At 67.3% G+C, this 24,367-nt stretch carries 19 protein-coding genes; 11 read left to right on the top strand and 8 right to left on the bottom strand.

Annotated elements, in window-relative coordinates; genetic code table 11:
• Positions 1-106 precede the first annotated feature (106 nt).
• From P0Y52_01105 to P0Y52_01080, 6 genes are all read left to right on the top strand, one after another.
• Positions 107-1,849, top strand: coding sequence for an acyl-CoA dehydrogenase (locus P0Y52_01105; GenBank protein WEK58163.1), 1,743 nt, complete (start codon positions 107-109; stop codon positions 1,847-1,849).
• A 38-nt stretch (positions 1,850-1,887) separates the two neighbouring features.
• Complete coding sequence (locus P0Y52_01100; protein WEK58162.1) at positions 1,888-3,066, top strand: acetyl-CoA C-acyltransferase family protein; 1,179 nt, start codon at positions 1,888-1,890, stop codon at positions 3,064-3,066.
• 310 nt (positions 3,067-3,376) lie between these two features.
• Complete coding sequence (locus P0Y52_01095) at positions 3,377-4,531, top strand: acetyl-CoA C-acyltransferase (protein ID WEK58161.1); 1,155 nt, start codon at positions 3,377-3,379, stop codon at positions 4,529-4,531.
• A gap of 85 nt (positions 4,532-4,616) precedes the next feature.
• On the top strand, positions 4,617-5,570 hold the full coding sequence (locus P0Y52_01090) for a nitronate monooxygenase (GenBank protein WEK58160.1): 954 nt from the start codon (positions 4,617-4,619) through the stop codon (positions 5,568-5,570).
• Entirely contained in the window at positions 5,567-6,052 is a 486-nt protein-coding gene (locus P0Y52_01085) for a PaaI family thioesterase (GenBank protein ID WEK58159.1), read from the top strand. The genes P0Y52_01090 and P0Y52_01085 overlap by 4 nt, the downstream gene beginning before the upstream one ends.
• Positions 6,053-6,669: 617 nt before the next feature.
• Positions 6,670-8,907, top strand: coding sequence for a TonB-dependent receptor (locus P0Y52_01080; GenBank protein ID WEK58158.1), 2,238 nt, complete (start codon positions 6,670-6,672; stop codon positions 8,905-8,907).
• Positions 8,908-9,264: 357 nt separating this feature from the next.
• Here P0Y52_01080 and P0Y52_01075 read toward each other — a convergent pair whose 3' ends face one another.
• On the bottom strand, positions 9,265-10,614 hold the full coding sequence (locus tag P0Y52_01075; GenBank protein WEK58157.1) for an MFS transporter: 1,350 nt from the start codon (positions 10,612-10,614) through the stop codon (positions 9,265-9,267).
• 114 nt (positions 10,615-10,728) lie between these two features.
• Between P0Y52_01075 and P0Y52_01070 the strand changes: the two genes are divergently transcribed.
• Positions 10,729-12,138, top strand: a complete 1,410-nt coding sequence (locus P0Y52_01070) for a serine hydrolase (protein WEK58156.1) — start codon at positions 10,729-10,731, stop codon at positions 12,136-12,138.
• Positions 12,139-12,210: 72 nt separating this feature from the next.
• Here P0Y52_01070 and P0Y52_01065 read toward each other — a convergent pair whose 3' ends face one another.
• Both P0Y52_01065 and P0Y52_01060 read right to left on the bottom strand, forming a co-directional pair.
• Entirely contained in the window at positions 12,211-13,428 is a 1,218-nt protein-coding gene (locus P0Y52_01065; protein WEK58155.1) for an acetyl-CoA acetyltransferase, read from the bottom strand.
• A 3-nt stretch (positions 13,429-13,431) separates the two neighbouring features.
• Entirely contained in the window at positions 13,432-14,970 is a 1,539-nt protein-coding gene (locus P0Y52_01060) for a carotenoid oxygenase family protein (GenBank protein ID WEK58154.1), read from the bottom strand.
• 134 nt (positions 14,971-15,104) lie between these two features.
• Here P0Y52_01060 and P0Y52_01055 point away from each other — a divergent pair, with 134 nt between their 5' ends.
• The 4 genes from P0Y52_01055 to P0Y52_01040 all read left to right on the top strand — a co-directional run bounded on the left by P0Y52_01055 (position 15,105) and on the right by P0Y52_01040 (position 19,614).
• Entirely contained in the window at positions 15,105-16,292 is a 1,188-nt protein-coding gene (locus P0Y52_01055; GenBank protein WEK58153.1) for an acyl-CoA dehydrogenase family protein, read from the top strand.
• A 212-nt stretch (positions 16,293-16,504) separates the two neighbouring features.
• Complete coding sequence (locus P0Y52_01050) at positions 16,505-18,142, top strand: AMP-binding protein (protein ID WEK58152.1); 1,638 nt, start codon at positions 16,505-16,507, stop codon at positions 18,140-18,142.
• Positions 18,143-18,173: 31 nt separating this feature from the next.
• Positions 18,174-19,115, top strand: coding sequence for a helix-turn-helix domain-containing protein (locus P0Y52_01045; GenBank protein ID WEK58151.1), 942 nt, complete (start codon positions 18,174-18,176; stop codon positions 19,113-19,115).
• Between the two features lie 130 nt (positions 19,116-19,245).
• A complete protein-coding gene (locus P0Y52_01040; GenBank protein WEK58150.1) occupies positions 19,246-19,614 on the top strand; it encodes a nuclear transport factor 2 family protein in 369 nt (122 codons plus the stop codon).
• Here the strand turns inward: P0Y52_01040 and P0Y52_01035 are convergent.
• From P0Y52_01035 to P0Y52_01015, 5 genes are all read right to left on the bottom strand, one after another.
• Complete coding sequence (locus P0Y52_01035; protein WEK58149.1) at positions 19,611-21,113, bottom strand: AMP-binding protein; 1,503 nt, start codon at positions 21,111-21,113, stop codon at positions 19,611-19,613. The two genes, P0Y52_01040 and P0Y52_01035, sit on opposite strands and share 4 nt — an antisense overlap.
• Positions 21,114-21,127: 14 nt before the next feature.
• A complete protein-coding gene (locus tag P0Y52_01030) occupies positions 21,128-21,952 on the bottom strand; it encodes a DUF1295 domain-containing protein (GenBank protein WEK58148.1) in 825 nt (274 codons plus the stop codon).
• Between the two features lie 26 nt (positions 21,953-21,978).
• Positions 21,979-22,737: an SDR family oxidoreductase gene (locus P0Y52_01025; GenBank protein WEK58147.1), complete on the bottom strand. Its 759-nt coding sequence runs from the start codon at positions 22,735-22,737 to the stop codon at positions 21,979-21,981.
• An 8-nt stretch (positions 22,738-22,745) separates the two neighbouring features.
• On the bottom strand, positions 22,746-23,297 hold the full coding sequence (locus P0Y52_01020; protein WEK58146.1) for a nuclear transport factor 2 family protein: 552 nt from the start codon (positions 23,295-23,297) through the stop codon (positions 22,746-22,748).
• 78 nt (positions 23,298-23,375) lie between these two features.
• A complete protein-coding gene (locus P0Y52_01015; GenBank protein WEK58145.1) occupies positions 23,376-24,356 on the bottom strand; it encodes a hypothetical protein in 981 nt (326 codons plus the stop codon).
• Positions 24,357-24,367: the final 11 nt, after the last annotated feature.

Raw genomic sequence — 24,367 nt, 5'->3', positions numbered from 1 at the left:
ATTCCCGTGCCCGTTCGCCAGGCTGCCCCGCCCCAGAACGCGCCCCGGATGAATTCAAACGTCGGCGGCAAGGGTGCGGGCGGCGCGGCGTCGGAGACCTGAACCCATGACCCATCCCCTGATCGTCCGCCGCGACCTCGACTTCATGCTGCACGACTGGCTTCAGATGGAGACCCTGCTCGAGACGCCGGCCTTCGCCGACCACAGCCGCGAGAGCATCGACGCCGTGCTCGACCTGTCCGAAGCCCTGGCCGTCGATCTGTTCCTGCCCCACCACAAGGCGTCTGACGAGATCGAACCCCGGCTAGAGCAGGGGCAGGTCCTGACGCTGCCGGCGATCAAGCCGGCGCTGGAGCAATATGCCGAACTGGGTCTGTTCGCCGCCGGCTTCAGCGAAGACCTGGGCGGGCTGGGCCTGCCCTTCCTCGCCAGCATGGCCTCCTTCTCCTTCTTCGCCGCCGCCAATATCGCCACCTCCGCCTATCCGATGCTGACCACCGCGAATGCACGCCTCATCGCCACCTTCGGCTCGGCGGCGCAGGTCGAGACCTTCGCCCTGCCTCAGATCGCCGGACGCTGGTTCGGCACCATGTGCCTGTCGGAACCCCAGGCGGGCTCGAACCTGGCCGACGTTCGCACCAGGGCCGTCGCCGACGGTGACGATCACCTGGGTCCGCGCTACCGCCTGTCGGGCAACAAGATGTGGATCTCGGGCGGGGATCAGGACATCAGCGAGAACATCGTCCACCTGGTGCTGGCCAAGATTCCGGGCGCGGACGGCGGGCTGCCGGACGGCACCGGCGGCCTGTCGCTGTTCATCGTCCCCAAGATCCTGCCCGACGGTCGGCGCAACGACGTCAGCGTCGCCGGCCTGAACCACAAGATGGGCTATCGCGGCACCAGCAACTGCCTGTTGAATTTCGGCGAGGGCGACGGCGCGATCGGCTGGCGCATCGGCGCGCCCGGGCGCGGGCTGCAGCAGATGTTCCTGATGATGAACGAGGCGCGGATCGGGGTGGGCCTGGGCGCCGCAGCGCTCGGCTATCGCGGCTATCGTCATGCCCTGCGCTATGCCCAGGAGCGGATTCAGGGTCAGCGCGACGGGGTCGCGGTCGCCATCATCGAACACCCCGACGTGCGTCAGATGCTGCTGACCCAGAAGGCCTATGCCGAAGGGGCGCTGGCGCTCTGTCTCTATTGCGCGAAACTGGTCGACCAGCCCGAGGACGCCGACGCCGCCGCCCTGCTGGGCCTGCTGACCCCCGTGGCCAAGACCTGGCCGTCCGAATACGGCCTCGCGGCCAATGACATCGCCATCCAGATTCACGGCGGCTACGGCTACACCCGCGACTTCGACGTCGAGCAGTTGTATCGCGAGAACCGCCTCAACCCCATCCACGAGGGGACCACCGGCATTCAGGGTCAGGACCTGCTGGGCCGCAAGATTCTGCGCGCGGACGGCGCCGGCATGGCGGTTCTGGAGCGCCGCATGATGGAGACGTGCGCGCGTGCGCACGACGCGCCGGCCCTGGCCCAACTCGGCGACGCCCTGACCGCCGCCTGGGCTGAGGTCAAACAGACCGTCGAAGCGATCCAGGACCTGCCCGAAGCGGTCCGGCTGGACAACGCCACGGCCTTCCTTCGCGGATTCGGCCATGTGGTCACGGCCTGGCTCTGGCTCGATCAGGCCGTGGCCGCCGGCGCGGGCGGATCGGACCCCTTCCACGCCGGCAAGGTTTTCGCCTGCCGCTTCTTCTTCGAGTTCGAGCTGCCCAAGACGACCCATTGGCTGACGACGGCCGCCTCGGCCAACCGCCTGACCGCCACTGTCGCCAACGACTGTTTCTAAGCGCCCGCGCCCCTCCCCGACGCCATCGAGAGCCCGCCATGACCGACGTCTTCATCGTATCCGCCGTCCGCACCGCCATCGGGACCTTCGGCGGCTCGCTGATGAACCACGCCCCCACCGAGCTGGGCGCCCTGGTCACGCGCGAAGCCATCGCGCGCTCCGGCCTGTCGGCGGAGCAGGTCGGTCATGTCGTCTTCGGTCAGGTCATCCCGACCGAACCCAAGGACGCCTATCTGGGGCGCGTCGCCGCTGTGAACGGCGGAGTGCCTCACGGCACGCCCGCCATGACCGTCAACCGCCTGTGCGGCTCGGGCCTGCAGGCGATCATCTCGGCGGCCCAGGCCATTCAACTGGGCGACTGCGACGTCGCGGTCGGCGGCGGCGCCGAAGTGATGAGCCGCGCCCCCTTCCTGTCGACCGGAATGCGCTGGGGCCGCAAGATGGGCGACGAACGGCTGATTGACGCCCTGAACGGCGCCCTGACCGATCCCTTCGGCGACATCCTGATGGGGGTGACGGCCGAGAACGTCGCCGAACGCTACGGCGTCAGCCGCGAGGATCAGGACCAACTGGCCGTGACCAGTCAGGCCCGCGCCGCCCGGGCTATCGCCGAGGGCCGCTTCGCCAGCCAGATCCTGCCCGTTCAGATCAAGGTGCGCGGCAAGTCGGCCGAGTTCGCCGTCGACGAGCATGGCCGCGAGACCTCGATGGAAGACCTCGCCAAGCTGCGCCCCATCTTCCGGCGCGACAACGGCACCGTCACCGCCGGCAACGCCTCGGGCATCAATGACGGCGCCGCCGCCCTGGTCCTGGCCAGCGCGGCCACGGTCAGGGCCCAGGGCCTCAAGCCGCTGGCGCGTCTGGTCGCCTATGCGCATCAGGGCGTGGACCCCGCCTATATGGGCATCGGCCCGGTGCCCGCGACCCGCGCGGCCCTGCAACGGGCCGGGCTGAGCATCGCTGACCTGGACGTGATCGAGTCCAACGAAGCCTTCGCCGCCCAGGCCTGCGCCGTCACCCGCGAACTGGGACTGGACCCCGCCAGGGTCAATCCAAACGGCAGCGGCATCGCCCTGGGCCACCCGGTCGGCGCCACCGGCGCCATCATCACCGCCAAGCTGCTCTACGAGCTGGAACGGGTCGGCGGTCGCTATGGCCTGGCGACCATGTGCATCGGCGGCGGCCAGGGCATCGTCGCCATCTTCGAACGGGCCTGACCTAACCCATCCTGCGCGGACCGTCCAAGGCGCGCGACGGTTTCCCGTCCCCGCTGGACTACCCGCCCTGGCCAGCCTTGCGCATTGAGACGCAAGGGCCTTTCCACACAGCGCGGCGAACAGCCCGCGCAGGCTTCGCCTTGAGCGGCATGGCCCGGATCGGATGGCCGCCCCAGGCCGGGCCAGCTTTCAGGACTTGCGCAGGGGCGCCTTCAAAAGTAGATTTCATTTCTGGACTAATGGGGCGCCAGCATGCACGCTTGAGCGTCCAGACGACGCCGCACGCCGCCTGATCCTGACCGGAGCGACCATGACCGCCTACATTCGCGACGCCGTCCGCACCCCTCGCGCCAAGGCCCGCCCCGACGGCGGTCTGGCCGCGTTGAAGCCGCACGAACTGGTCGCCGGCCTGATCGACGCCCTGGACGCCCGCAACGACGGCGCGGCGCGCAAGGCCGACGCCCTGATCCTGGGGGCCGTGGGTCAGGTCGGGGCCCAGGGGGCCAATGTCGCCCTGGTGTCCAAGCTGCACGCGGGCCTTGCCGACGAGGCCTACGCCTTCGCGCTGAACAACTATTGCGTCTCGAGCCTGACGGCGATCGGCCAGGCGGCCAATATGGTCAAGGCCGGCGACGCCCGGTCCGTGCTGGCCGGCGGGGTCGAGATGATGTCGCGCGTACCCTTCATGGCCGACAAGGCCGACTATTACGACGACGCCGCCTTCCCCTTGCGCACGCGCTATATTCCCGTCGTTGTCGCCGCCGACCGGCTGGCCGAGGACATCGGCGTGTCGCGGGTCGAGATGGACGTGGCCGCCCTGCGGTCGCAGCAGCGCGCCGCCGCCGCCGAGGGCACGCCCCTGGTCGCCTCGCGCATCGCTCTGAACGGCCTGGACAAGGAGGAGCCCGCGCGCGCCTCGACCACCGCAGAGAGCCTGGCCGACATGCCCGCCGCCTTTGCGCCCCTGGGCGAACAATACGCCGCGGCCCTGGGCGGCCGGGTCATCGACCACCGCCACACGGTCGCCCACGCCCCGCCCATGTGCGACGGCGCCGCCCTGGCCCTGATCGACGGCGAGGCCGCCGGCGCCCGCGCCCACATCCTCGCCTACGCCGAGGCCGGCGGCGATCCCGCCGCCTCCCTGACGGCGGGCTTCACCGCCATGGACCGCGCCCTGGCCAAGGCCGGATTAGCGCTGGGCGACATGGACCGGATCGAGTTCATGGAGGCCTTCGCCGTCACCATCGTCAAATTCCTGCGCGAGCGCGACGTGGACGCCGACAAGGTCAATGTCGGCGGCGGCCATCTGGCCAAGGGCCATCCGATGGGCGCGAGTGGCGCCATCCTGCTGTCGTCCCTGCTCGATGCGCTGGACGCCAGCGAAGGGCGTTTTGGTCTGGTCGTCGCGTCGGGCGCCCAGGGCGTCGGCGCCGCCATGATCGTCGAGCGGCTGAGCCGCGCTTGAAGACCCTGCCCCATCCCTCCGGCGGCATCCAGCCGCCCTTCGCTTCCATGGCCGCCTCCCCCGCCGCCGAACCCCAAGAGACTGCATGACCTCCTCCTCGCCCGCCGCCACGATGCGCCTGCCCGTCATCGCCGCTCCCATGTTCCTGGTCAGCGGACCGGAGATGGTGATCGCGGCCTGCAAGGCCGGGATCGGCGGCGCCTTTCCCACGCCCAACTGCCGCACGGTCGAGGACCTCGACCGCTGGATGGACCAGATCACCACCGCCCTGGCCCCCGGCGACGGCCCGTGGATCGCCAATATGATCACCCACTCGACCAATACCCGGCTTGAGGAAGACCTGCGGCTGGTGGCGCAATACAAACCGCCCATCGTCATCACGGCCCTGGGCTCGCCCAAGCCCGTCATGGAGACGGTCAAGGCCTACGGCGGCCAGGTCTTCGCTGATGTCGTCAGCATGAAGCTGGCCAGGAAGGCCGCCGAAGCCGGAGTCGATGGGCTGGCCTGCGTCAGCGCCGGCGCCGGCGGCCATACCGGCCACCTGTCGCCCTTCGCCTTCATCTCGGCCGTGCGCGACTTCTTTGACGGTCAGATCGCGGTCGGCGGCGGCGTGGGCGACGGCGCGGGCATCGCCGGGGCCATCGCGGCCGGCGCCGACTATGTCTACATGGGCACCCGTTTCCTGGCCACGCGCGAGAGCATGGCCCAGCCCGAATACAAGCAGATGGTGGTCGACGCCGGGCCGGATGATCTCGTGATCTCCGACGCCGTCACCGGCACGCCCGCCTCCTGGCTGAAGCCCAGCCTGCAAGCCGCCGGCCTCGATCCGACCGCCCTGGGCGGCCCGGTCGAGCGCAACTACGCCAGCAACGGCAGCCAGAAGCGCTGGAAGGACATCTGGGCGGCCGGTCAGGGCCTGGACAAGGTTCGCGCCGTCGAACCCCTGGCCCAGGTCGTCGATCAGCTGGAGGCGGAATACGACGCCGCCCTCAAGGCTTTCGATCGGCGGACGCACGCGGCCCGGCGACGCGCGGCATGAGCGGCGTCGCCGGGAGCCTGGACGCCGGATTGCCCGTCACCTTTCGACTGGACCCGGCCGCCAGCGGAATCGCACTGCTTCAGGCCTGGATGGACGCCCCGGAAAGCGGCGGCTTTCCCCAGTTGCTCCGAACCCGCCCGGTCGAAGCGCGCGAGGGCTATGTCCGCGTCGTCTGCGACATCAACACCCGCCACGCCAACTTCGTCGGCCTGGTGCACGGCGGGGTGACGGCGGCCCTGGTCGACACGGCGGGCGGAGCCGCCGTCATGACCATTCTCGAACCCGGCCAGACGTTGCTGACCACAGACATCACTCTGCGCCTTTTGAACGCAGCGCCGATCGCGTGCGCCCGGTTAGAGGCGGTCGGCGTGATCAGCTGGCGCGACGGACGCAAGGTCATCACCGAGGTCGTCGTCTCCACGGCCTCGGGCCTGGTGATCGCTCAGGGCTCCGTGGGGGTGTCCATCCGCAGTCCCGGCTGACCCGCCGCCCACCTCAAGTTGCAATACGCAAGCGATGGCGCTCTACGACACAGCCCGGAGACATCGCGCCGCATGACCGCGCCGATAAGTAGATCACTGATAACAAGGCCGTATTTGTCGATTTCCGGCGTCCCCCCAAGAACTCCGCCGTGCGAGCCCCTGCCGATCCCGCCGCTTTTCGCGCTGTCTGAAACCTTGAGATACGGCCCGCGCCATCGCCTTCATGAGGCCCGCAACTGTGATGGCGCGATCTCGCGCGTCAGGGACGCCGTTCGCCTCCGCCTTCCATGAACCCTGAGAAAATTGTTTTAGATCAATTATTTGAATCATCTTTAAAGCAAGGAAGTCCAGGCTCTCCGCTCACAGGCCTTGCCGGAGTCAAAACGCAACCCACTGAAAAGTCTAGATAAGCAAGTTACAGAAAAAGCCTCGACATATCGACTTGCAAATAGAGATTTATTGCCGGATTGTCTCTTCTGCGGAACGGGACGGCGAAAACGTCGACCGAGCCGTCGGAGGCCAGCCCCGACGCTGCGCCCGGATCAAAAAAAGCCGAACACCGACATCCTGCCGGTGCGACGTAGAAACAACGGACCAAGCCCTGGGGAGGGAATTGAATGCGCAGACTTACCTTGGCCTGCCTCGCGACGACCGCATTGACGGCCTTGACCGTCACGCCGCACCACGCGATGGCGCAGACCAATCCCACGACGCCCTCGACCGCCCAGACCTCTGGGGTCGCGACCGTCGACGACGTGATCGTCACGGCCGACCGCCGCGAACGCCGGCTTCAGGACGTACCGAGCGCGATCACCGCCGTGACCAGTGAGCAACTGGAGCGCCAACGCATCGTCGACCTGAGCAGTCTGGCGTCCTCGGTGCCCTCGTTCAGCATGACCGAAGGGTCGTCTCTCGGCAAAGAACTGAATATCCGCGGCATCACCAGCGTCCGCATCATCGACGCCACCGCCGAGCCGTCGGTCGGTATGTTCATCGACGAGGTCTACATCTCCCGCATGGGCTCGGCCTTCACCGACTTCTTCGACCTGGAGCGGATCGAAGTCATTCGCGGCCCGCAAGGCGTGCTGCTGGGCAAGAACGTCGTCGGCGGGGCCATCAGCGTCATCACCGCCAAGCCGAAATTCGAGCCTTCAGGGCAGATGACGGCGGGCCTGGGCAACTACAACGGCTTCAACGCCAATGGCCACGTGACCGGACCGCTGACCAGCAACCTGGCCGGCCGCTTCGCCTTCCAGGTCCGCAACCGCGACGGCTATGGCCACAACGTCGTCCTCGATAGCGACATGGAGGATCTCAAGTCGCATCAGGCGCGGGCCGAACTGCTGTATCAGCCTGACGACAGCCCCCTGCGCGCCCTGTTCACCGTCGACTACGGGTCGTCGGAGTCCTCAGGCCCGTCGCGCTCCATGACCGACGATCCGTTCACGGCAGGCATCGGCGCCCTGGCGGCCTATAGCGCCGCGAACGGCCTGGGTCCGCGCGACACCCTCAGCCCGCAACGGGAATATGCCGACCGTCAGGGCGGCGGCGCCATGCTGCGGATTGACTATGACTTCGACTGGGCCCGCCTCAGCTCGATCACGGGCTACCGCAAGTCTAAGGGCGCCATGGGCTACAACCAGCTCGGCGCCGGCAACCCGCCGGCCATCGCCGACACCTTCTACTATGCTGAGGATCGGCCCGAGACGATCAGCCAGGAACTGCGCCTGGTCTCGCAGAAGAACGACAGCCGCTTCGACTGGCTGGTCGGCGCCTTCTATCAGCACGACAGCGTGCAACGCTTCGACGCCAACCGCGCCACCAGCAACAGCGGCATCGCGGCCCTGAGCGGCCACTACCTCTACACCAACGACGCCAAGATCGACACGATGGCGGTTTTCGGCCAGGTCGGCTTCAAGATCACCGACCAACTGAAGGCCACCGTCGGCGCGCGCTACACCAAGGACAAGAAGTCGGGCGAGCGCACAGCCGCCTGCCTGGAAGACGGCGGCGACGGCCTGTGCGTGGCGGCCCTGATCCTGGCCGGGGGCGAGAGCTGGACTGTCGACTACGGCAACGATTGGACGGCCTTCACGCCCCAGGGCATCCTCGAATACACGCCCCGCGACAACGTCATGCTCTACGCCAGCGTCGGCAAGGGCTTCAAGGGCGGCGGCTGGGACCATATCCCCGCGACCGAGGCCGGCGCCCGCGTCGGTTATGATCCCGAAGAGGTGATCAACTACGAGGTCGGCGCCAAGACGGATCTGTTCGACAAGCGTCTGCGCCTGAACCTCGCCGCCTTCCAGATGGACTACACGGACCTGCAGTCCCAGCAGCTGATCCTGGAATGCCTGTGCACCGTCACCAGCAACGCCGGCACGGCCAAGATCAGGGGCCTCGAGGCCGAGATGACCCTGGCCGCCACCGACCGCTTGATGCTGACCGCTTCGGGCTCGCTGATCGACGCCAAGTACGAGGAGTTCATCGCCGCCAGCGGCGCCGACTTCTCGGGCAACCGCATCCAGCGCTCGCCCAAGGACAAGTTCGACGTCGGCTTCACCTATGAGTTCGGCGAAGGCGCCTGGGACCGGGCGGTCAGCCTGAAGGCCAACTACACCCGCACCGGGGAATCCTTCTGGACGCCCAACAACACGATCAAGCAGGCCCCGTTCGGCCTGCTGGACGCCTCCCTGCGGATTCAACCGCCCAACGCCGACTGGAATGTCACCCTCTGGGGCAAGAACCTGACGGACGAGTTGTACGCCGTCGCCTCCCAGACCTTCTTCGGCGACATGATGAACTACTACGGCGCCCCGAGAACCTACGGCATCGACCTGAGCTACTCCTTCTAACCCCGACCACGCCTCCTGACCTTAGCCCGCGAAGCCCCGAAAAAGGGCCTCGCGGGCTTCTTTTATGGGCGCTAGCGGGTTCCGCTTGACCAGACCAGACGGGCGACAGACGCGCAGGGCGTCGCGCCCGTGACGGGTCCGCATCGGCGTGGCGCCGGAAGACCTTGCCGACACGCGGCCGAGCGGATTGGGAGAGACGGTCAGCCGACGGCGAGCCCAACCCAGTCGAGGGTCGCCTCGCCGTTCAGGCGGCGCATGGCTTCAAACGCAAACCGGCGCCGGGAGACCCGGCGCCGGTGCGGCCTTCGAGAGGCTCAGGTTTGACGCGATCAGGCCCCGTCGAGCGGGCGCCCAGACCTAGACCTCGGCTTCGGCGGCCGAGGCCTCGATGAAGCTCCGGCGCGCGGCCCACAGGGTCAGGCAGCCCAGCGGAATGACCACCCCGGAGATGATGCCGACCGCCACGCCGATCCTGGCCGGGTCCTTCAGCCAGTAGTCGCTGATCAGGGCCACGCCGGTCGGGCCGACGGTGAAGGCGACGATGTTGCCGATCAGCAGATAGAGGGCCATCACCCGCGCGCGCAGACGATTGGGCGCAATGGCCTGAAGCGTCGGCGCCGGCAGCCCCTGGGCCAGACCAAAGCCGAACGAGAGGCAGGCGACGGCCGCCATGGCCAGCTCACCGCTGGGCGCGAACGGCGCGGCGATCGCAAACGGCAGGGCCAGCATGGAGCCGGCGATCGCCACGCGAAGCACGGCGTCCTTGACGCCTCGCGTGGCCATATGGTCCGCCCACCAGCCGCCGAGGAGCACGCCGACCGTGCAGAAGACCAGCAGGATCACGCCATAGGTGGCCCCGATCCGGCCCATCTCCCAGCCGTAGCTGCGAACCATGAGGGTCGGCGTCCAGGTCAGATAGGCGGCGATGGCGACGCTGATCAGCGCATAGCCCAGCGACAGCAGGGCAAAGGGTTTCCAGCGACGGCGCAGAAACGCCACCAGAGACAGGCCGGTCTCCCCCTCGGCCAGCGGCTTCTCTTGCCGCTTCGGCTCGCGGATCGGCAACATGGCCAGGGCCAGGATCGGTCCCGGCAGGCTGACGATCAGGAAGGCCAGTTGCCAGCTCTTCAGTTCCCCCAGCAGCGGCACGACCACCGGCGGTGCCGAAATCGCCCACTGGATGACGGCGCCGCCGATGATCAGGGCCATGCCCACCCCGGCGATGGAGCCGATGGCGTAGACGCCCAACGGCCGCGCGCGCCTGGCCGGCGGGAAGCTGTCGGCGATCATCGAATAGGCTGCGGGCGAAAGCCCCGCCTCGCCGACGCCGACCCCGATCCGCGCCAGAAACAGCGACAGGAAGCTGCCCGCCGTGCCGCAGGCGGCGGTCATCGCGCTCCAAAAGACCAGGCTCAACATGATCAGGCCCCGACGCGAACTGCGGTCCGCCACCCAGGCGAACGGGATGCCCATGACGGTGTAGAACAGGGTGAAGGCCAGGCCGCTGAGCAGGCTGAACTGCGTATCGGTGATGTTGAGATCACGGCGCACCGGCTCGACCAGCAGAGTCAGGATCTGCCGGTCGACAAAGGCCAGGGCATAGGCCGCCATCAGGACGAAAACCGTCACCCAGGCCCGCGTCGGCGTCGGCCAATCCGCCGTCCCCGGACCAGCGCGCGGTGGGGCGGGTCGAACAGTCTGATGCATCGGCGTTTCCCAACTGTCTTCATGCAGCTGGCCGATGATTTTGCTTTTTCGTCCAAGATTGCAAGCCATTTAACGAAGCGCTCCGTTTACGGGGACGGACAAGCCTCCTATGACTTGCAAATCGAGACCCCCATCAAGATCGACCAGGTGCCCATCGTCGCCATGAAACGCTTGCTGATGATCCTCTTGACCACGGCGCTGACGCCCGTCGTCGCCCTCGCCCAGTCCCAAGCCGCAGCGCACGCTCCCCTCCAGACCGCCGCCCCGGCGACGGAGACCTATCCCGACGCCGCGGCCACCGATCCCGTCGCCATGGGCTGGATGGTCGGCTCGCCGCCGCCGCCCGAGCGGCTGATCCAGTATGACGATCTCAGCTTCATGCGCTTCCCGCAGACCCGCTGGAGCTTCTCGCACTGGCGCGAACTGCGGCCGACCGCCGAGATTTCACGCGGAGACGGTCCGGTCAGCCCGCTGCCGACGGCGGCGCGCAACGACCTGGACGCCGTGAGCTTCACCCCCATCGGCGGCGGCCAGCCCATGACCTGGGCCCAGTCGCTGGACGCCAACTACACCGACGGCGTCATCGTCATGCACCGGGGGAAGATCGTCTACGAGCGCTACTTCGGCGCGCTGACGCCCGCAGGCCAGCACATCGCCCATTCGGTGACCAAGTCCTTCGTCGGCACGGCGGCGGCCATGCTGATCGCCGAGGGCCGGCTCGACCGCGACGCCCTGGTCGTGCGCTACATTCCCGAACTGGCTGACAGCGCCTTCGCCGACGCCACGGTGGGCCAGGTGCTCGATATGACCACGGGCCTGGCCTACACCGAGGTCTATACCGACCCCAATTCCGACGCCTTCGCCTTCGTCCGCGCCGGCGGCATGATGCCCCGCCCGGCGGACTATAACGGGCCGACGACCACCTTCGACTACCTCAAGACGCTCAAGAAGGCCGGCGAGCACGGTCGGGCCTTCGCCTACAAGTCGGTGAACACCGAGGTCGCGGGCTGGCTGGTCTCGCGCGTCAGCGGCAAGCCCCTGGCCCAAGTGCTCAGCGACCGCTTCTGGACGCCGATGGGGATGGAGCGCGACGCCTATATCCAGGTCGATTCCAGCGGCGCCGGCTACGCCGCCGGCGGGCTGAACCTGCAACTGCGCGATCTGGGCCGGTTCTGCGAAATGATGCGCAATCAGGGGGCCTTCAACGGGCGCCAGATCGTGCCCGCCGCCGTGGTCGCCGACATTGCAAACGGGGGAAGCCCCGAGGCCTTCGTCAGCGCCGGCTACAAGACCCTGCCGGGCTGGAGCTACCACGATCAATGGTGGGTCTCTCATAACGACCACGGAGCCTATATGGCGCGCGGCGTCTATGGGCAGGCCTGCTATGTCGATCCCAAGGCCGAGATGACCATCGTTCGCTTCGCCTCGAGTCCTCTGGCGAGCAACGCCCTGCTCGATCCGACCTCCCTGCCCGCCTATCAGGCCGTCGCCGATCATCTGATGGCGACGGACCCGCGTCCCTGACACAGATCGACCTCCCCTGGCGTCGCGCCGGAGGAGGTCGATATCGCCGCATGGGCGCCCGTTAGGAGAGGCTCAGACCCCGATCAGCAGGCTGACGGTCGTCGTCGTCGATCCGCCGATGTTCAAGGTCTGCACGTTCTTCGCCCCCTCGACCTGATTGGCGCCGGCCTGGCCGGTCGTCTGCTTGAAGGCGTCCAGCGCCATGCGCACGCCGGTCGCGCCCACCGGGTGACCACAGCCGATCAGACCGCCGGACGGATTGATCGGCAGCTTGCCGCCCATCTCGATATCGCCCGCCTCGATGGCCTTCCAGTTCTCGCCGGGCGCGGTCAGGCCCAGATGGTCGATGGCCATGTATTCGGTCATCGAGAAGCAGTCGTGGGTCTCGACCAGGTCGATCTGTTCCAGCGGCACTCCGGCGCGCGCGCGGGCCTCCTCGATGGCGCGGCGGACCTGCGGGAAGACGTAGTCCTGGCCCTCGCTGGCGGCGATCTTCCTGGCGTAGCTGATCGGCGAGGAACGGTGGCCCCAGCCCTTGATGCGCGGCAGGCTCTCGAGCGGGATGCCCCGCTTCCTGGCGTATTCGGCGGCGCGCTCAGCCGAGGCCAGAACCACCATGGCCGATCCGTCCGTGACCTGACCGCAGTCGGACTTGCGCGTGCGGCCCTCGATCACCGGGTTGGCTTCGTCGTCGTCGCTGAAGCTCAGATTGTTGAAACCCCAGCCCCGCGTCTGGGCGTTCGGATTGGTCTTGGCGTTGGCGAAATTGATCTCGGAAATGCGGCGCAGATGGCGTTCGTCGATGCCGTAGCGGCGATCATATTCGTCGGTCAGATCCGAAAAGGCCCGCGGCCAGACATAGGTGGCGTCGCCATACTCGTGACCATGCCAGGCCGCCGCCCCCAGATGCTGCGCGGCCGTGACGCCGGGGACATTGCGCATCAGCTCCAGCCCCAGCACCGCCGCCGTGCCGTAGCGGCCGGATTCGATGTCGGCGCAGGCCGCCAGCAGGGCGATGCTGCCCGAGGCGCAGGCCGCCTCATGCCGCGCGGTCGGCAGGCCGTCGAAGTCGTCATGGCTCATGGCGAAGAAGCCGCCCAGCAGGCCCTGGCCTGCGAACAGGTCGCCGACGAAATTGCCCACATGGCCCACGTCGATATCCGTCGGCGCGAGATCGACCGCCGCCAGGCCCTCGCCCACGGCCTGAGAGAAGCCGTCGGCCATCTCCATGCCTTCGCGGGCCCAGTTCTTCGAAAAGTCCGACTGCCAGCCGCCGAGGATATAGGTCATGGCTCAGTTCCCCTGGGGTGCAGCGGAAGGCTTGAAGGCCTGGGCGGCGCGGATGGTCGCGCCTTGCGACCAGGTGGCGTGGGTGCCGCTGGAGATCCGCGCCGGCAGGATGATGCGGGCCACCGGACCTTCGGCCAGCTTGCGCGCGTCATAGATGACGCATTCCGAACGATCCTCGACCATGTCGGTGATGAAGGTGATCAGATAGCCGTCGTCCTCCTCGGTCGCGCCGACGCGGGGCGCGAAGCCGGGCTCGGAGCCATAGCGTTCGGGGCCGAAGTCAATGGACTGGCTCTCGCCCGTATCCATGTCGTGCTTGACCAGACCGGTGAACAGGAACCAGCCCGGCTTGGACACGGCGCTGTAGGCGTAGCGGTATTTGACGCCGGCGAACTGGTTGTTGATGACGCCGAACTCCAGAACCCGATCGTCCAGACGGGTCTCGGTCGTGGCCCCGGTCTTCAGGTTGAAGCGCCAGCGGTGCAGCTTGGGCTGCAGCATGTTCTGGTCCAGGAAGGTCATGATCCGCTCATAGGCGGGCCAGGCGTCGGGGCTGGTGTCCGGCACCGGATTGTCCTGGAAATAGCCGTCCATGACGATCTCGTCGCCGTCTTCCCAGGCGTTGAGGAAGTGCAGGACATAGGTGGCGTCGCCCTCGAACCACTGGACGTCCTCGGCCCGGCCAAAGCGCGGAATGATGCCGAAGCGCGACTTCATCTCGGGATGGAAACGGGCGACATGATAGCCCTTGGGCAGCAGGTGCTGCTCCCAGAACAACGGGAAGTCGTTGAGGATCGAGTAGTGGGTCGTGAAGGCCATGTCGTGCGGCAGGCGCGGCCCGGGCAGGGGCACTGGCGTCAGATGCTTCAGCTGATTGTCCGCCCCGACGACGCCGTAGTGCATGTAGGGCGCGGTCTTGGAATAGTTGAAGAACAGCAGCTCGCCGGTCTTCTCATCGACCTTGGGATGGGCCGAGATTCCCTGCGGCGGGCACCAGGCGTCGGTTCCCAGCGGCGCCAGGGTATAGGGGTCCAGCCGGTAGGCCTCGCCGCACTGATAGAAGGTCGAGAGGATGGCGCCCGCGTGAATGATGACGTCGGTCGAGGAGGAATCCTTCAGCCCGCCGTGTGCGCCCCAGCCCGGCTGCTCCGACAGCGACGGATGCTCGGCCAGACCGGCCCACAGGGCGCGGCCCGCCGCCTGTTCGGCGACAAAGCCCTTGGTGCGGACAAAGCGGTTGCGATAGGCGGCCTTGCCGTCCGCAAAACTGATGGCGTGAACCATGCCGTCGCCGTCGAACGGGTGATAGCGGCCCAGCGGCTGCTGGATCGGGTTCTCGGTGTTGCGCACATAGACGCCGTCGATGTCGGTCGGAATCCGGCCGATCACGACCATGTCCTCGGCCGTGTGCTCGGTATGCTGCGGCGTCCAGGCGCCGGTCATATAGGGATGGTCGGTCGGTTGAAGCGTGACCTTGAAATCGGTCGGACCGGCGTCGGTCAAAAGATCGGCGCGCGCGGCGCCGGTGCGTTCGAGACCCATGAGATTCTCCTGACGCTTGGTGGCCGCAGCCACAGTGGGTTGCCTATGAATACCATCGTTGCAGCCGTTGGCGAGAGGTTTTAGTATCAATTCGAAAGTCACGCCGAAAACGGCGGACTGCAGGAGGAACGCCCATGTCCAGCCCGGCCTCGCCCGCCCTTGATTTCGACGGGCTGCGCCCGCCCAGCCCCTTCATGACGGCCGAGCACGACCAGTGGCGCGCCCATCTGCGCGCCTTCATCGACAGCCACGTCGCGCCGCATCTGGACGCCTGGGACGCGGCGTCGGACTTTCCCGAAGCCCTCTACAAGCAGGCCGCCAGGGACGGCGTCCTGGGCATGGGCTTCCGTGAGGACCTGGGCGGCACGGGCGAAAACATCGACCTCTATCACCGCATCATCTTCGCCGAAGAGTTCTTCCGCATGGGCTCCGGCGTGGTGTTCGCCGACCTGGCCACGCCGTGGATCGCCCTGCCCCCGATCATCAACGGCGGCGCGCCGGAAATGCTGGACCGCGTCGCCCGCCCCGTCCTGGCCGGCGACAAGAAGATTTCCTTCGCCGTCACCGAGCCCGGCGGCGGCTCGGACGTCTCGGGCTTCGTCACCACCGCCGAGCGCCGGGGCGACCACTTCATCGTCAACGGCGGCAAGACCCTGATCTCGGGGGCCATGAAGGCGGACTTCCTGCTGACGGCGGTGCGCACCGGCGGGCCTGGCATAGGAGGTCTGTCGCTGCTGCTGATCGAAACCGACCGCCCCGGCGTCACGCGCGGCTCGGTTCCGGGCCTGGAATGGTACAACCGCAACAACGGCTGGCTGAAGTTCGACAATGTCGAAGTGCCGGTCGGCAACCTGATCGGGGTCGAGAACCGGGGCTTCGCCGGCCTGGCCCACCAGTTCAACATCGAACGTTTCAGCGGCATCGCCGCCACCCTGGCCATGGCCCGCACCAGCATCGCCGAGGCCGTCGCCTTCGCCCGCGAGCGTCAGACCTTCGGCAAGCGGCTGATCGACCACCAGGTGATGCGCCACAAGATCGTCGACATGATCCAGCGCCTCAACGTCTCCTACGCCTTCCTCGATCAACTGGTCTGGCGCTTCAGCCGGGGCGAGACGCCGGTCGCCGATCTGGCCCTGATGAAGGTCCAGGCCACGACCACCCTGGAGCATTGCGCCCGTGAGAGCCTGCAAGTCCTGGGCGGCCGCGCCTATACCGGCGGCAATCGCGTCGAGCGCATCTATCGTGAGGCCCGCATCTTCGTCATCGGCGGCGGTTCCGAGGAAATTCTGCGCGATCTGGCCGCCAAGCAGATGGGCTTCTGACCCAGGATCTCTCCCCGAGAGGGCGCAGTTCCGCAAACGGCCACACAGGCTGTCGGCGGCGCTGCGCGCGGCGGATCCCCCGACCTCGCCCGGCCTGAGACGGGACGATCAAATAGCTTTTGTAATAAGACTAATAACCGTGCTTGACTGCCCCGCAGTGGAATACGCTCATCGCTCCGCCCTCTCGGCAGGATGGAGCTGGAGGAAGCCTGATGAACACCTCTCCCGGTCTTGAGCTCAGTTGGTTCGACCCGACCCCGCCCACCGCCGACCAATGCGTGATCGCCAATCTGGTGGATCGCTACGCCGCCGAAACGCCGGACAAGCTGTTCATCCGCTTCGAGAACGGCGAGACCTGGACCTGGGCCGAAACCCGCCAGAAGGCGCTGGAGACCGCCGCCGCCCTTCAGGCGCGCGGCGTCCGACACGGCGACATCGTCGCCGCCTGGGCGCCCAATTCACCCGCCCTGCTGCGCGCCTGGTTCGGCGCCAACTACGCCGGGGCGGCGCTGGCCCCGATCAACACCAGCTTCCGCGGCAAGCTGCTGGAGCACGCCATCCGCAAGACGGGGGCGACGACCCTGATCATCCACCCGGACCTGGTCGAACGCCTGGAGGGGTTGTCGCTCGCCGCCGTCGAACGGCTGATGCTGACCGGGCCATCGGTTTCGGACCTCGACCTGGGCGTCGCCGTCGAGCCGGCCTCGGCCCTCGCGGGCGACGCGGCCGCCTATCGCCCGGTCGAGAGCCATCCGTGGGACACGCCGGTGATCATCTTCACCTCGGGCACCACCGGGCCGTCGAAGGCGGTGCTGACCTCCTATGTGCAGGAGTGGACCACCGCGCGCGTGACCTATGGCTACATGAACGGCGACGACCGGATGCTGGTCAATCTGCCCATGTTCCATGTGGGCGGCATCTCGGCCATTACCGCCGCCGTGGCCTGCGGCGGCTCGGTCGCCCTGTTCGAGGCCTTCGACACCTGTCGCTTCTGGGACATTGTGCGCGAGACGCAGTCCACGGTGTGCAGCGGCCTGATCGGCGCCCTGACCTCCTTCCTGATCAAGGAACCGCCGCGCGCCGACGACCGCGACAATCCGCTGCGCATCGTCACCCTGTCCCCCATCACGGAAGAGACCATGGCGCTGGCCGAGCGGTTCGGCTTTGACTACGTCACCGGCTTCAACATGACCGAGGTTTCCGCCCCGCTGATCAGCGCGGTGAACGAAAAAGTCATGCGCAGCTGCGGTCGGATGCGCGTCGGCATGGACTGTCGCGTCGTGGACGCCAACGACATGGAGGTGCCGCACGGCGAGCCGGGCGAACTGGTCATCCGCTCGGAAAATCCGTGGACCATCACCAAAGGCTATCTGGGCGATCCCGAAGCCACGGCCGCGGCCTGGCGCAACGGCTGGTTCCACACCGGCGACCTGGTCAGACGCGATGAAGAGGGCTGCTTCTTCTTCGTCGACCGCAAGAAGGACGCCATCCGCCGTCGCGGTGAGAATATGTCCTCGCTCGAAATCGAGATCGAGGTCTGCGGCCACCCCCACGTTCGCGAAGCGGCCGCCTATGGCGTCGACCTGCCCGGCGGCGAACAGGAGGTGATGATCGCAGTCGCTCCGGTTGCGGGCGCAGTCATAGATCCCAAGGCGCTGATCGAATACCTGCTGCCGCGCATGACCCATTTCATGGTGCCGCGCTATGTTCGGGTCGAGGTTGAACTGCCGAAAACCCCGACCAACAAGATTCAGAAGGTCGCCCTGAGAGCCGAAGGCGTCACCGATCAGACCTTCGACCGCGAAACGGCGGGCCTGCACGTCCGACGTCAAAAGCTTTCGATGGGTTGAACGACCGTCACTGAACCGCCAGAACAACAATATGACGTCTCGCGCCAAGCCCAAGACCAGAATGGTCCCGAAAAGCTCAGTCAACCGGGCGCTCAATGCTTTGGGCGACCGCTGGAGCCTGCTGGTCGTGCAGGAAGCCTTCCTTGGCGCGACACGGTTCGAGGAGTTTCACGAGCGGCTGGGCGGCGCGCGCAGCACCCTGTCCAGCCGCCTCCAGGCCCTGGAGCGCCACAACATCCTGGAGAAACGCCCCCAGCGCGAGGGCGGCGCCAGGATGGTCTACCACTTGACCCCTCAAGGGTTGGCCCTGTTCGAAATGATGATCCTGATGTGGGGCTGGGGCGTGCGCTGGGGCGTCGGCGGCGCCCGCACTCCCACCGTCTTCACCCACGAGGACTGCGGCAAGGCCATGCTGCCCGAGGCGCGCTGCGGTCATTGCGGCGAACCCCTGACGCTGCACACCTGCACCTATAGCGCCGGCCCCGGCGAGGGCATGGAGGCGCTGCCGGTCCAGCGGATGCACCGCAAACGCCAGCCGACGGATGAGGCGCCGGCCTTCGAACTGGTCGACCTTCTCGGCGATCGCTGGACCTCGCTGGTCGTCAGCGTCCAGTATTTCGGCGTCCACCGGTTCGACGAAATGCAGGAAATGCTGGGCATAGCCTCCAACATCCTGACCGACCGGCTGCGGACGCTGGAAGCTTCGGGCATCTTCGAGCGACGCCTCTACGAGATCACGCCGCCCCGCTACGAGTACCGCCTGACCAAGAAGGGCATGGACCTCTACGCCAACGCCCTGACCATGATGAGTTGGGCCGATACCTGGTTGAAGGACAAGGCCGGCCCTCCGGTCCAGATCACGCACAACTGTGGCGCGGCGCTCGACATCAAGGTCGCCTGCAGCGTCTGTCATGGCCCGCTGACCATGGACAATGTCTCGCTCAAGGTGGGCAAGAGCCGCGCACCGGCCTGACGCTCACCGGCCCGCCAACAAAGCTTGCATACGTGGACTTTTGATCCTAGCCTCGGTCAACACTCATGATCGGAGGATGCGCCGTGGGCCAGCATATGAAGCCGTCGAAGTCGTGGACCGAGGTGTCCGCATGAGCCGCCCGATCGAACTTCTGCGCCAGTTGATGGTCGCCTCCGAGGCGCGCGACACCCCCGCCTTCGTCGGCGCCTTCGCCCCCGATGTGGAGTATCACTATCATGTCGGTTCTCGCCCGCTGATCGGTCGCGACTGGGTCGAGAAATTCATCACCAAATACTGGGCCAACCACACCGAGACGAAGTGGACCCTGGTGAACTGGGCCGAGAACGGCGACGTCCTGATGACCGAGGGCGTCGAGGAATACGTCAACGCCGCCGGGGTCAAGGTGGCCCACCCCTATATGGGCGTCATCGAGTTCAAGGACGGCAAGGTCGTCGCCTGGCGCGACTACTTCCAGATGAAGGATCCGGCCGCCGCCTAAACGGCCCCGGTGCGCGCCGCGCGCAAGGCTCCCCTGCGGACCTTGCCCGCGTCGTCGCGCAGCCGTTCGGTCGTGATCTCGAACCCGCGCGGCAGCTTGTAGGAGGCGATACGCTCGGCCAGGAAGGCCCGCAGGGCCGTCTCGTCCAGCGTCGCCGGCGTCTCGATAATGGCATGGACGCGTTGACCCAGGTCCGCGTCCGGCAAACCGATCACCACGCTGCACAGGACCCCGGGGAAGGCGTCGATCGCCGCCTCGACCTCGGCCGGATAGATGTTGGCCCCGCCCGAGAGGATCAGATCGACCCGCCGATCGGCCAGGAACAGATAGCCGTCGGCGTCCAGATGCCCCATGTCGCCCAGGGTCTCGAAACTGCCCTGAGCCTTGGGCTCGGCCCCCAGATAGCGATAGGTGGCGCCTTGGCCCCTCGCGGGCAGGAAATAGACCTCGCCGATCTCGCCCGGCGCGCACGGGGCGCCATCCTCGTCCAGCACCTTGAGCTCATAGCCGGGCAGAACACGCCCGACCGAGCCCGGGCGCTCCAGCCAGTCCACGCCGTTGATCGAGGTGCCGCCCAGGGCTTCGGCGCCGGTATAGATCTCCCACACCGTCTCGGCCCCCAGCCAGTCGATCCAGTTCCTCTTCAGCCACGGCGGACAGGGGGCCGCGATATGCATGACCGCGTCCAGCGACGACAGGTCGAAGCCGGTCCGCACCTCGTCGGGCAAGGTCCAGATGCGGTGCATCATGGTCGGCACCTGATACAGCCAGTTGACCCTGTATTGCTCGGCCAGCCTCAGGGTCTCGACGGGATCAAAGCGCGGCATGATGACGACGTGCAGGCCCCAGCCCATGGCCAGGGTCGTGATCCCGAACGGCGCCGCATGATAGAGAGGGCCGGGGTTCAGCAGCACGTCGCCGGGCAACATCCCCAACAGGGTCATGTCGGGGTCGGCCAGGGCCGGGGTCATGTCCACGATGACCTTGGGTCGCCCCGTGCTGCCGCCGCTGGCGATGGCCTTCAGGTGCCGGGATGCGATCTCGGGCAAGGGGCTGTCGTCGGCCTCGGCGTCATGGGTTTCGGCCTCGGACAGGCGCGGCCAGACGCCCGCCCGCGCCGCGTCCTCGATCACGATCAGGCGCGGCTGCAACAGGTCGAGGATCGCCGACAGCTCGATGCCGGGCAGGCGGTGGGACAGGGGCGCTGGCGTCGCGCCCAGCGCCCAGGCCGCAAAGGCCAGTTCCAGAAAGGCCGGGCCATTGGGCAGGGCGATGGCGACGAAATCTCCCTCGACCACCCCCGCCGCCGCCAGGGTCCGCGCCCGCCGATTGACCCGCGACGCCAGCTGCCGCCGGGTCAGGGTGACGCCCTCGAACGTCAGGGCCGGCGCGTCAGGCTGGCGCTCGGCGTGGATGTTCAACAGCACGCCGACCGCCCGGGGCGAGGGCGTCGCCTCGCCGGGGGCCAGAAGGCTGCGGGGGCGATCGGGTTTCCGCACGCGCGCTCCTCCGACTAGGCGCCGGCGCGGGCGGCGCGCTTGGGCGGCCACGGCACCAGGGGGCTGGTCCGCGCGATATATTCGGCATAGCCGGGGCGCTGATAGGTCAGCCGCTTCTCATAGGACGGCCCGCCGCTGTAGCGCAGGAACATGGTCAGCAGCAGCAGGGGCCCGAAGATGGCGGCCAGACCCAGCGAGGTCTCGGCCGCGATCAGCCACAGGCCGAACCAGACGCACAGATCGCCGAAATAGTTGGGGTGACGGGTGTAGCGCCACAGGCCGGCGTCGAAGACCTTGCCCTCGTTGGCGGGATTGGCCTTGAAGCGGACCAGTTGGAAATCGGCCAGGCTCTCGAACAGGATGCCGAACGCCGCCAGCCCCGCACCGATCCAGCCGACCACGCCGATGATCGCCGGCGCGCTCGACATCTGCCCCAGTTGCACGGGCAGGCTGACCACCCACAGGATCGGCGCCTGGAACATGAAGACCATGCGCCACGCCGCCTTGGGATAGCTCCAGCCCTTCGTCACCTCGGCGCGGCTCAGCATCTTCACATAGCGACGATCCGGGCCATGCTTGCGCCAGCGCCACAGGATGTAGAGGCCGAGCCTCAGGCCCCAGACCACCGCCAGTCCCGTCAACAGCAGGCGGCGCGTCTCGAACCCGTCCGTCATGAAGAAGGTCGTCACCGCCATCAGGGCCAGACCCAGCGCCCACCAGGCGTCGACAAAGCTCACATCCCTGATGGCGCAGCCGACCCGCCACAGGAGGAGGAAGGAGGCGAAACAGATCGCCAGATTGATCGCCAGAATCGGCAGGATCTCTTGAAGCAAAGGCATGGTTTTCTCCCCCGCGTGCGCCGGACCTAGCGGCCGGTCGATATGGTTTTGACGTGCAGCATCCTGGCCATCTGTCGTTCCAGACCCTTGGGATCACGCGCTTGGGCGGCCCGTGTCTCGACGGCGAAACGGTCGGTGTCGATCTCATCGGTTCCGCGCGTGATGCCGCGCAGGGCGGCGCGCGCGACGTCTTCCGGCGCCTCCTTGGCGCCCTGGACGTGAGAGGCCATGCGGGTGTCGACCGAGCCGACGATCAAGGACGTCACCGTCGTGCCCTGCTCGGCCAGTTCGGCGCGGATACAGGCCCCCGCCGCCCGCATGGCGAATTTCGAAGGGCTGTAGCCGCCCATGTTCGGCGCCGCGACTATGCCGCCGACCGACAGGACGTTCAGGATCGCCCCCCCGCCATTGGCCTTCAGGGCGGGCGCAAAGGCGCGGGCCATGGCGACGGGGCCGAAATAGTTGACCTCCATCTCCTCACGCGCGCCCGACAGGTCCTCGGCGCCGATCAGCAGACGATTGGTGAAGGCCCCGGCGTTGTTGACCACCACCGAGACGTCGGGACAGCGCGCGGCGGCGGCCTCGATCTGATCCGGCCGGGACACGTCCAGCCCGATCGCGACGACCTTGCCCGGAAACTCAGCCTCCAGATGGGCGGCGGAGGCGGGGTCGCGCGCCCCCGCATAGACCCGGGCCGCCCCCTCGGCGATAAGCACCCTGACGAAGGCCTCGCCTATGCCCCGGTTGGCCCCGGTAACGATGGCGACGCAGTCCTTGATCTCCATGGCCGGTCTCACGCGGCGTACAGGATGTCGTTCGGCATCTTGCCGCCGCGCGTCAGAACCGAGGGATCATCCGTGATGACGCCGCGCGCCCAGGTCTCGGTGATCGCGTGCTCTTCGTTCCACTCCCAGGCCATGGTGCGCCGGGCGATCTTCCAGGCCCCGTCGCGCTTTTCGAACAGGTCGACCGTGCGCGCCAGGGTGCGGGTGTCGAGCCATTCGCCCCTCACCTTCAACCGCGAGGCGGTCAGGATGTAGGCTTCGGCGGTCGCCCTATCGCCATCCAGCTCGATCATCAGATTTGTCATCAGGTGATTGATCAGCCCCATCTTGGGCAGACGCTCGCGGCTCAGATCAATCCAGGCCGAGGCCGGCCCGTTGAAGGTGCCGCCATGATCCTCCCATGCGTCGGGATGATAGGCCTGCTCCACCAGGGAAATATCCGCCCGGTCGCAGCCGCGCAGATAGAGAACCAGCACCTCCTCGATCGCCTTCTTGTCGAGCAGGGCTTGCAACTCCGGGTCACGGGCCCGCAGGTCATGGACAGGATCATGGACAGCCAAGGCGAAATCCTCCGCAAGATTTAGTCTTTAAAAGAAAGCTACATGACTGACGAACGCAGGCAAGCCCATTTCCGGCCATCAGAGACGCAGAAGGCCTGGCGGCGCCGCGACCACGCGCGGGATGGCCTGCATGACCATGGCCGCCACGGCGAACTGCTCGGGCCGGGTCCTCACGCCGTTCGCGGCGGTGTCGATCAGGTCCATGGACAGGCGCAGACCGGGCGTTCCGTCGATGACGATTTCCCAGTGCGGCTTGCCCGCAAAGGCCGGATCGGACGGGTCCATGATCCAGTTGACCTCATGGGTGATGCGTCGAACGCCGGCGACCAGACCGTGCACCCGCCAGGTCGTCGCCGCCACGCCGCCCGCCGGTATCAGGCCCGCGCGGACCGTCAGTTCGCGCCGCGCCGGCATGACCGCGTGGTCTGCCTCAAAGCCATCCAGCGACAGGCCAATGCGCGCCGCCAGCCCGGCGACAGCCTGGCTGAACATGGCGGTGAAGGTGCGCGCCAGATCGCCGCCGACCAGATCCAGATCGGCGGGCGCAGCGCCAAAGCCCAGGGCTTCGAACACGTAGCGGGGGTTCGGAATCCCCGTGCAGTCGATGATTTCGCGGGTCGTGATGTTCTCGTGCGACAGGCACAGAGACGCGGCGTTAGCCGCCATCCGTTCGGCCGCCCAACCCGGATTGACCCCGGTCCCCGCCAGGGTCGCGCCGCCCTTGATCGCGCTGGCCGCCAGCCGCGCGGCATAGTCCGAGCCCAGGGCTGAGGGCTCGAAATAGTGGTTGATCGAGATGACGTTCTTGCCGGATTCCAGCAACCGGCAGACATCACCGTCGTGGCCCTCATAGGGGGCTGACAACATCGGACAGTGCAGCACGATATCCGCCGGGATCGCCAGAATCTGTTCGATGTCCTGGGTCGCCAGGACGCCGGTCGGCGGCCGACGCACGATGTCGCCCGCATCCCTACCAGCCTTGGCCTCGCCATAGACGCGCAGGCCGACCAACTGAAACTCCGGTCGGTCCAGCACGGCCTTCAGACAGGCGCGTCCCATGGAACCGGTGG

It is taken from the genome of Candidatus Brevundimonas phytovorans, assembly GCA_029203145.1.
Lineage (GTDB): Bacteria > Pseudomonadota > Alphaproteobacteria > Caulobacterales > Caulobacteraceae > Brevundimonas > Brevundimonas phytovorans.
The sequence above is the reverse complement of the archived record's forward strand: the minus strand, read 5'-3'. Positions and strand labels throughout refer to the sequence as shown.

Bases quoted from the DNA above. Each gene is read 5' to 3' on its own strand.
- P0Y52_01105 (WEK58163.1), top strand. From the start codon at position 107: ATGACCCATCCCCTGATCGTCCGCCGCGACCTCGACTTCATGCTGCAC.
- P0Y52_01100 (WEK58162.1), top strand. From the start codon at position 1,888: ATGACCGACGTCTTCATCGTATCCGCCGTCCGCACCGCCATCGGGACC.
- P0Y52_01095 (WEK58161.1), top strand. From the start codon at position 3,377: ATGACCGCCTACATTCGCGACGCCGTCCGCACCCCTCGCGCCAAGGCC.
- P0Y52_01090 (WEK58160.1), top strand. From the start codon at position 4,617: ATGACCTCCTCCTCGCCCGCCGCCACGATGCGCCTGCCCGTCATCGCC.
- P0Y52_01085 (WEK58159.1), top strand. From the start codon at position 5,567: ATGAGCGGCGTCGCCGGGAGCCTGGACGCCGGATTGCCCGTCACCTTT.
- P0Y52_01080 (WEK58158.1), top strand. From the start codon at position 6,670: ATGCGCAGACTTACCTTGGCCTGCCTCGCGACGACCGCATTGACGGCC.
- P0Y52_01075 (WEK58157.1), bottom strand. From the start codon at position 10,614: ATGCATCAGACTGTTCGACCCGCCCCACCGCGCGCTGGTCCGGGGACG.
- P0Y52_01065 (WEK58155.1), bottom strand. From the start codon at position 13,428: ATGACCTATATCCTCGGCGGCTGGCAGTCGGACTTTTCGAAGAACTGG.
- P0Y52_01060 (WEK58154.1), bottom strand. From the start codon at position 14,970: ATGGGTCTCGAACGCACCGGCGCCGCGCGCGCCGATCTTTTGACCGAC.
- P0Y52_01055 (WEK58153.1), top strand. From the start codon at position 15,105: ATGTCCAGCCCGGCCTCGCCCGCCCTTGATTTCGACGGGCTGCGCCCG.
- P0Y52_01050 (WEK58152.1), top strand. From the start codon at position 16,505: ATGAACACCTCTCCCGGTCTTGAGCTCAGTTGGTTCGACCCGACCCCG.
- P0Y52_01045 (WEK58151.1), top strand. From the start codon at position 18,174: ATGACGTCTCGCGCCAAGCCCAAGACCAGAATGGTCCCGAAAAGCTCA.
- P0Y52_01040 (WEK58150.1), top strand. From the start codon at position 19,246: ATGAGCCGCCCGATCGAACTTCTGCGCCAGTTGATGGTCGCCTCCGAG.
- P0Y52_01030 (WEK58148.1), bottom strand. From the start codon at position 21,952: ATGCCTTTGCTTCAAGAGATCCTGCCGATTCTGGCGATCAATCTGGCG.
- P0Y52_01025 (WEK58147.1), bottom strand. From the start codon at position 22,737: ATGGAGATCAAGGACTGCGTCGCCATCGTTACCGGGGCCAACCGGGGC.
- P0Y52_01015 (WEK58145.1), bottom strand. From the start codon at position 24,356: ATGGGACGCGCCTGTCTGAAGGCCGTGCTGGACCGACCGGAGTTTCAG.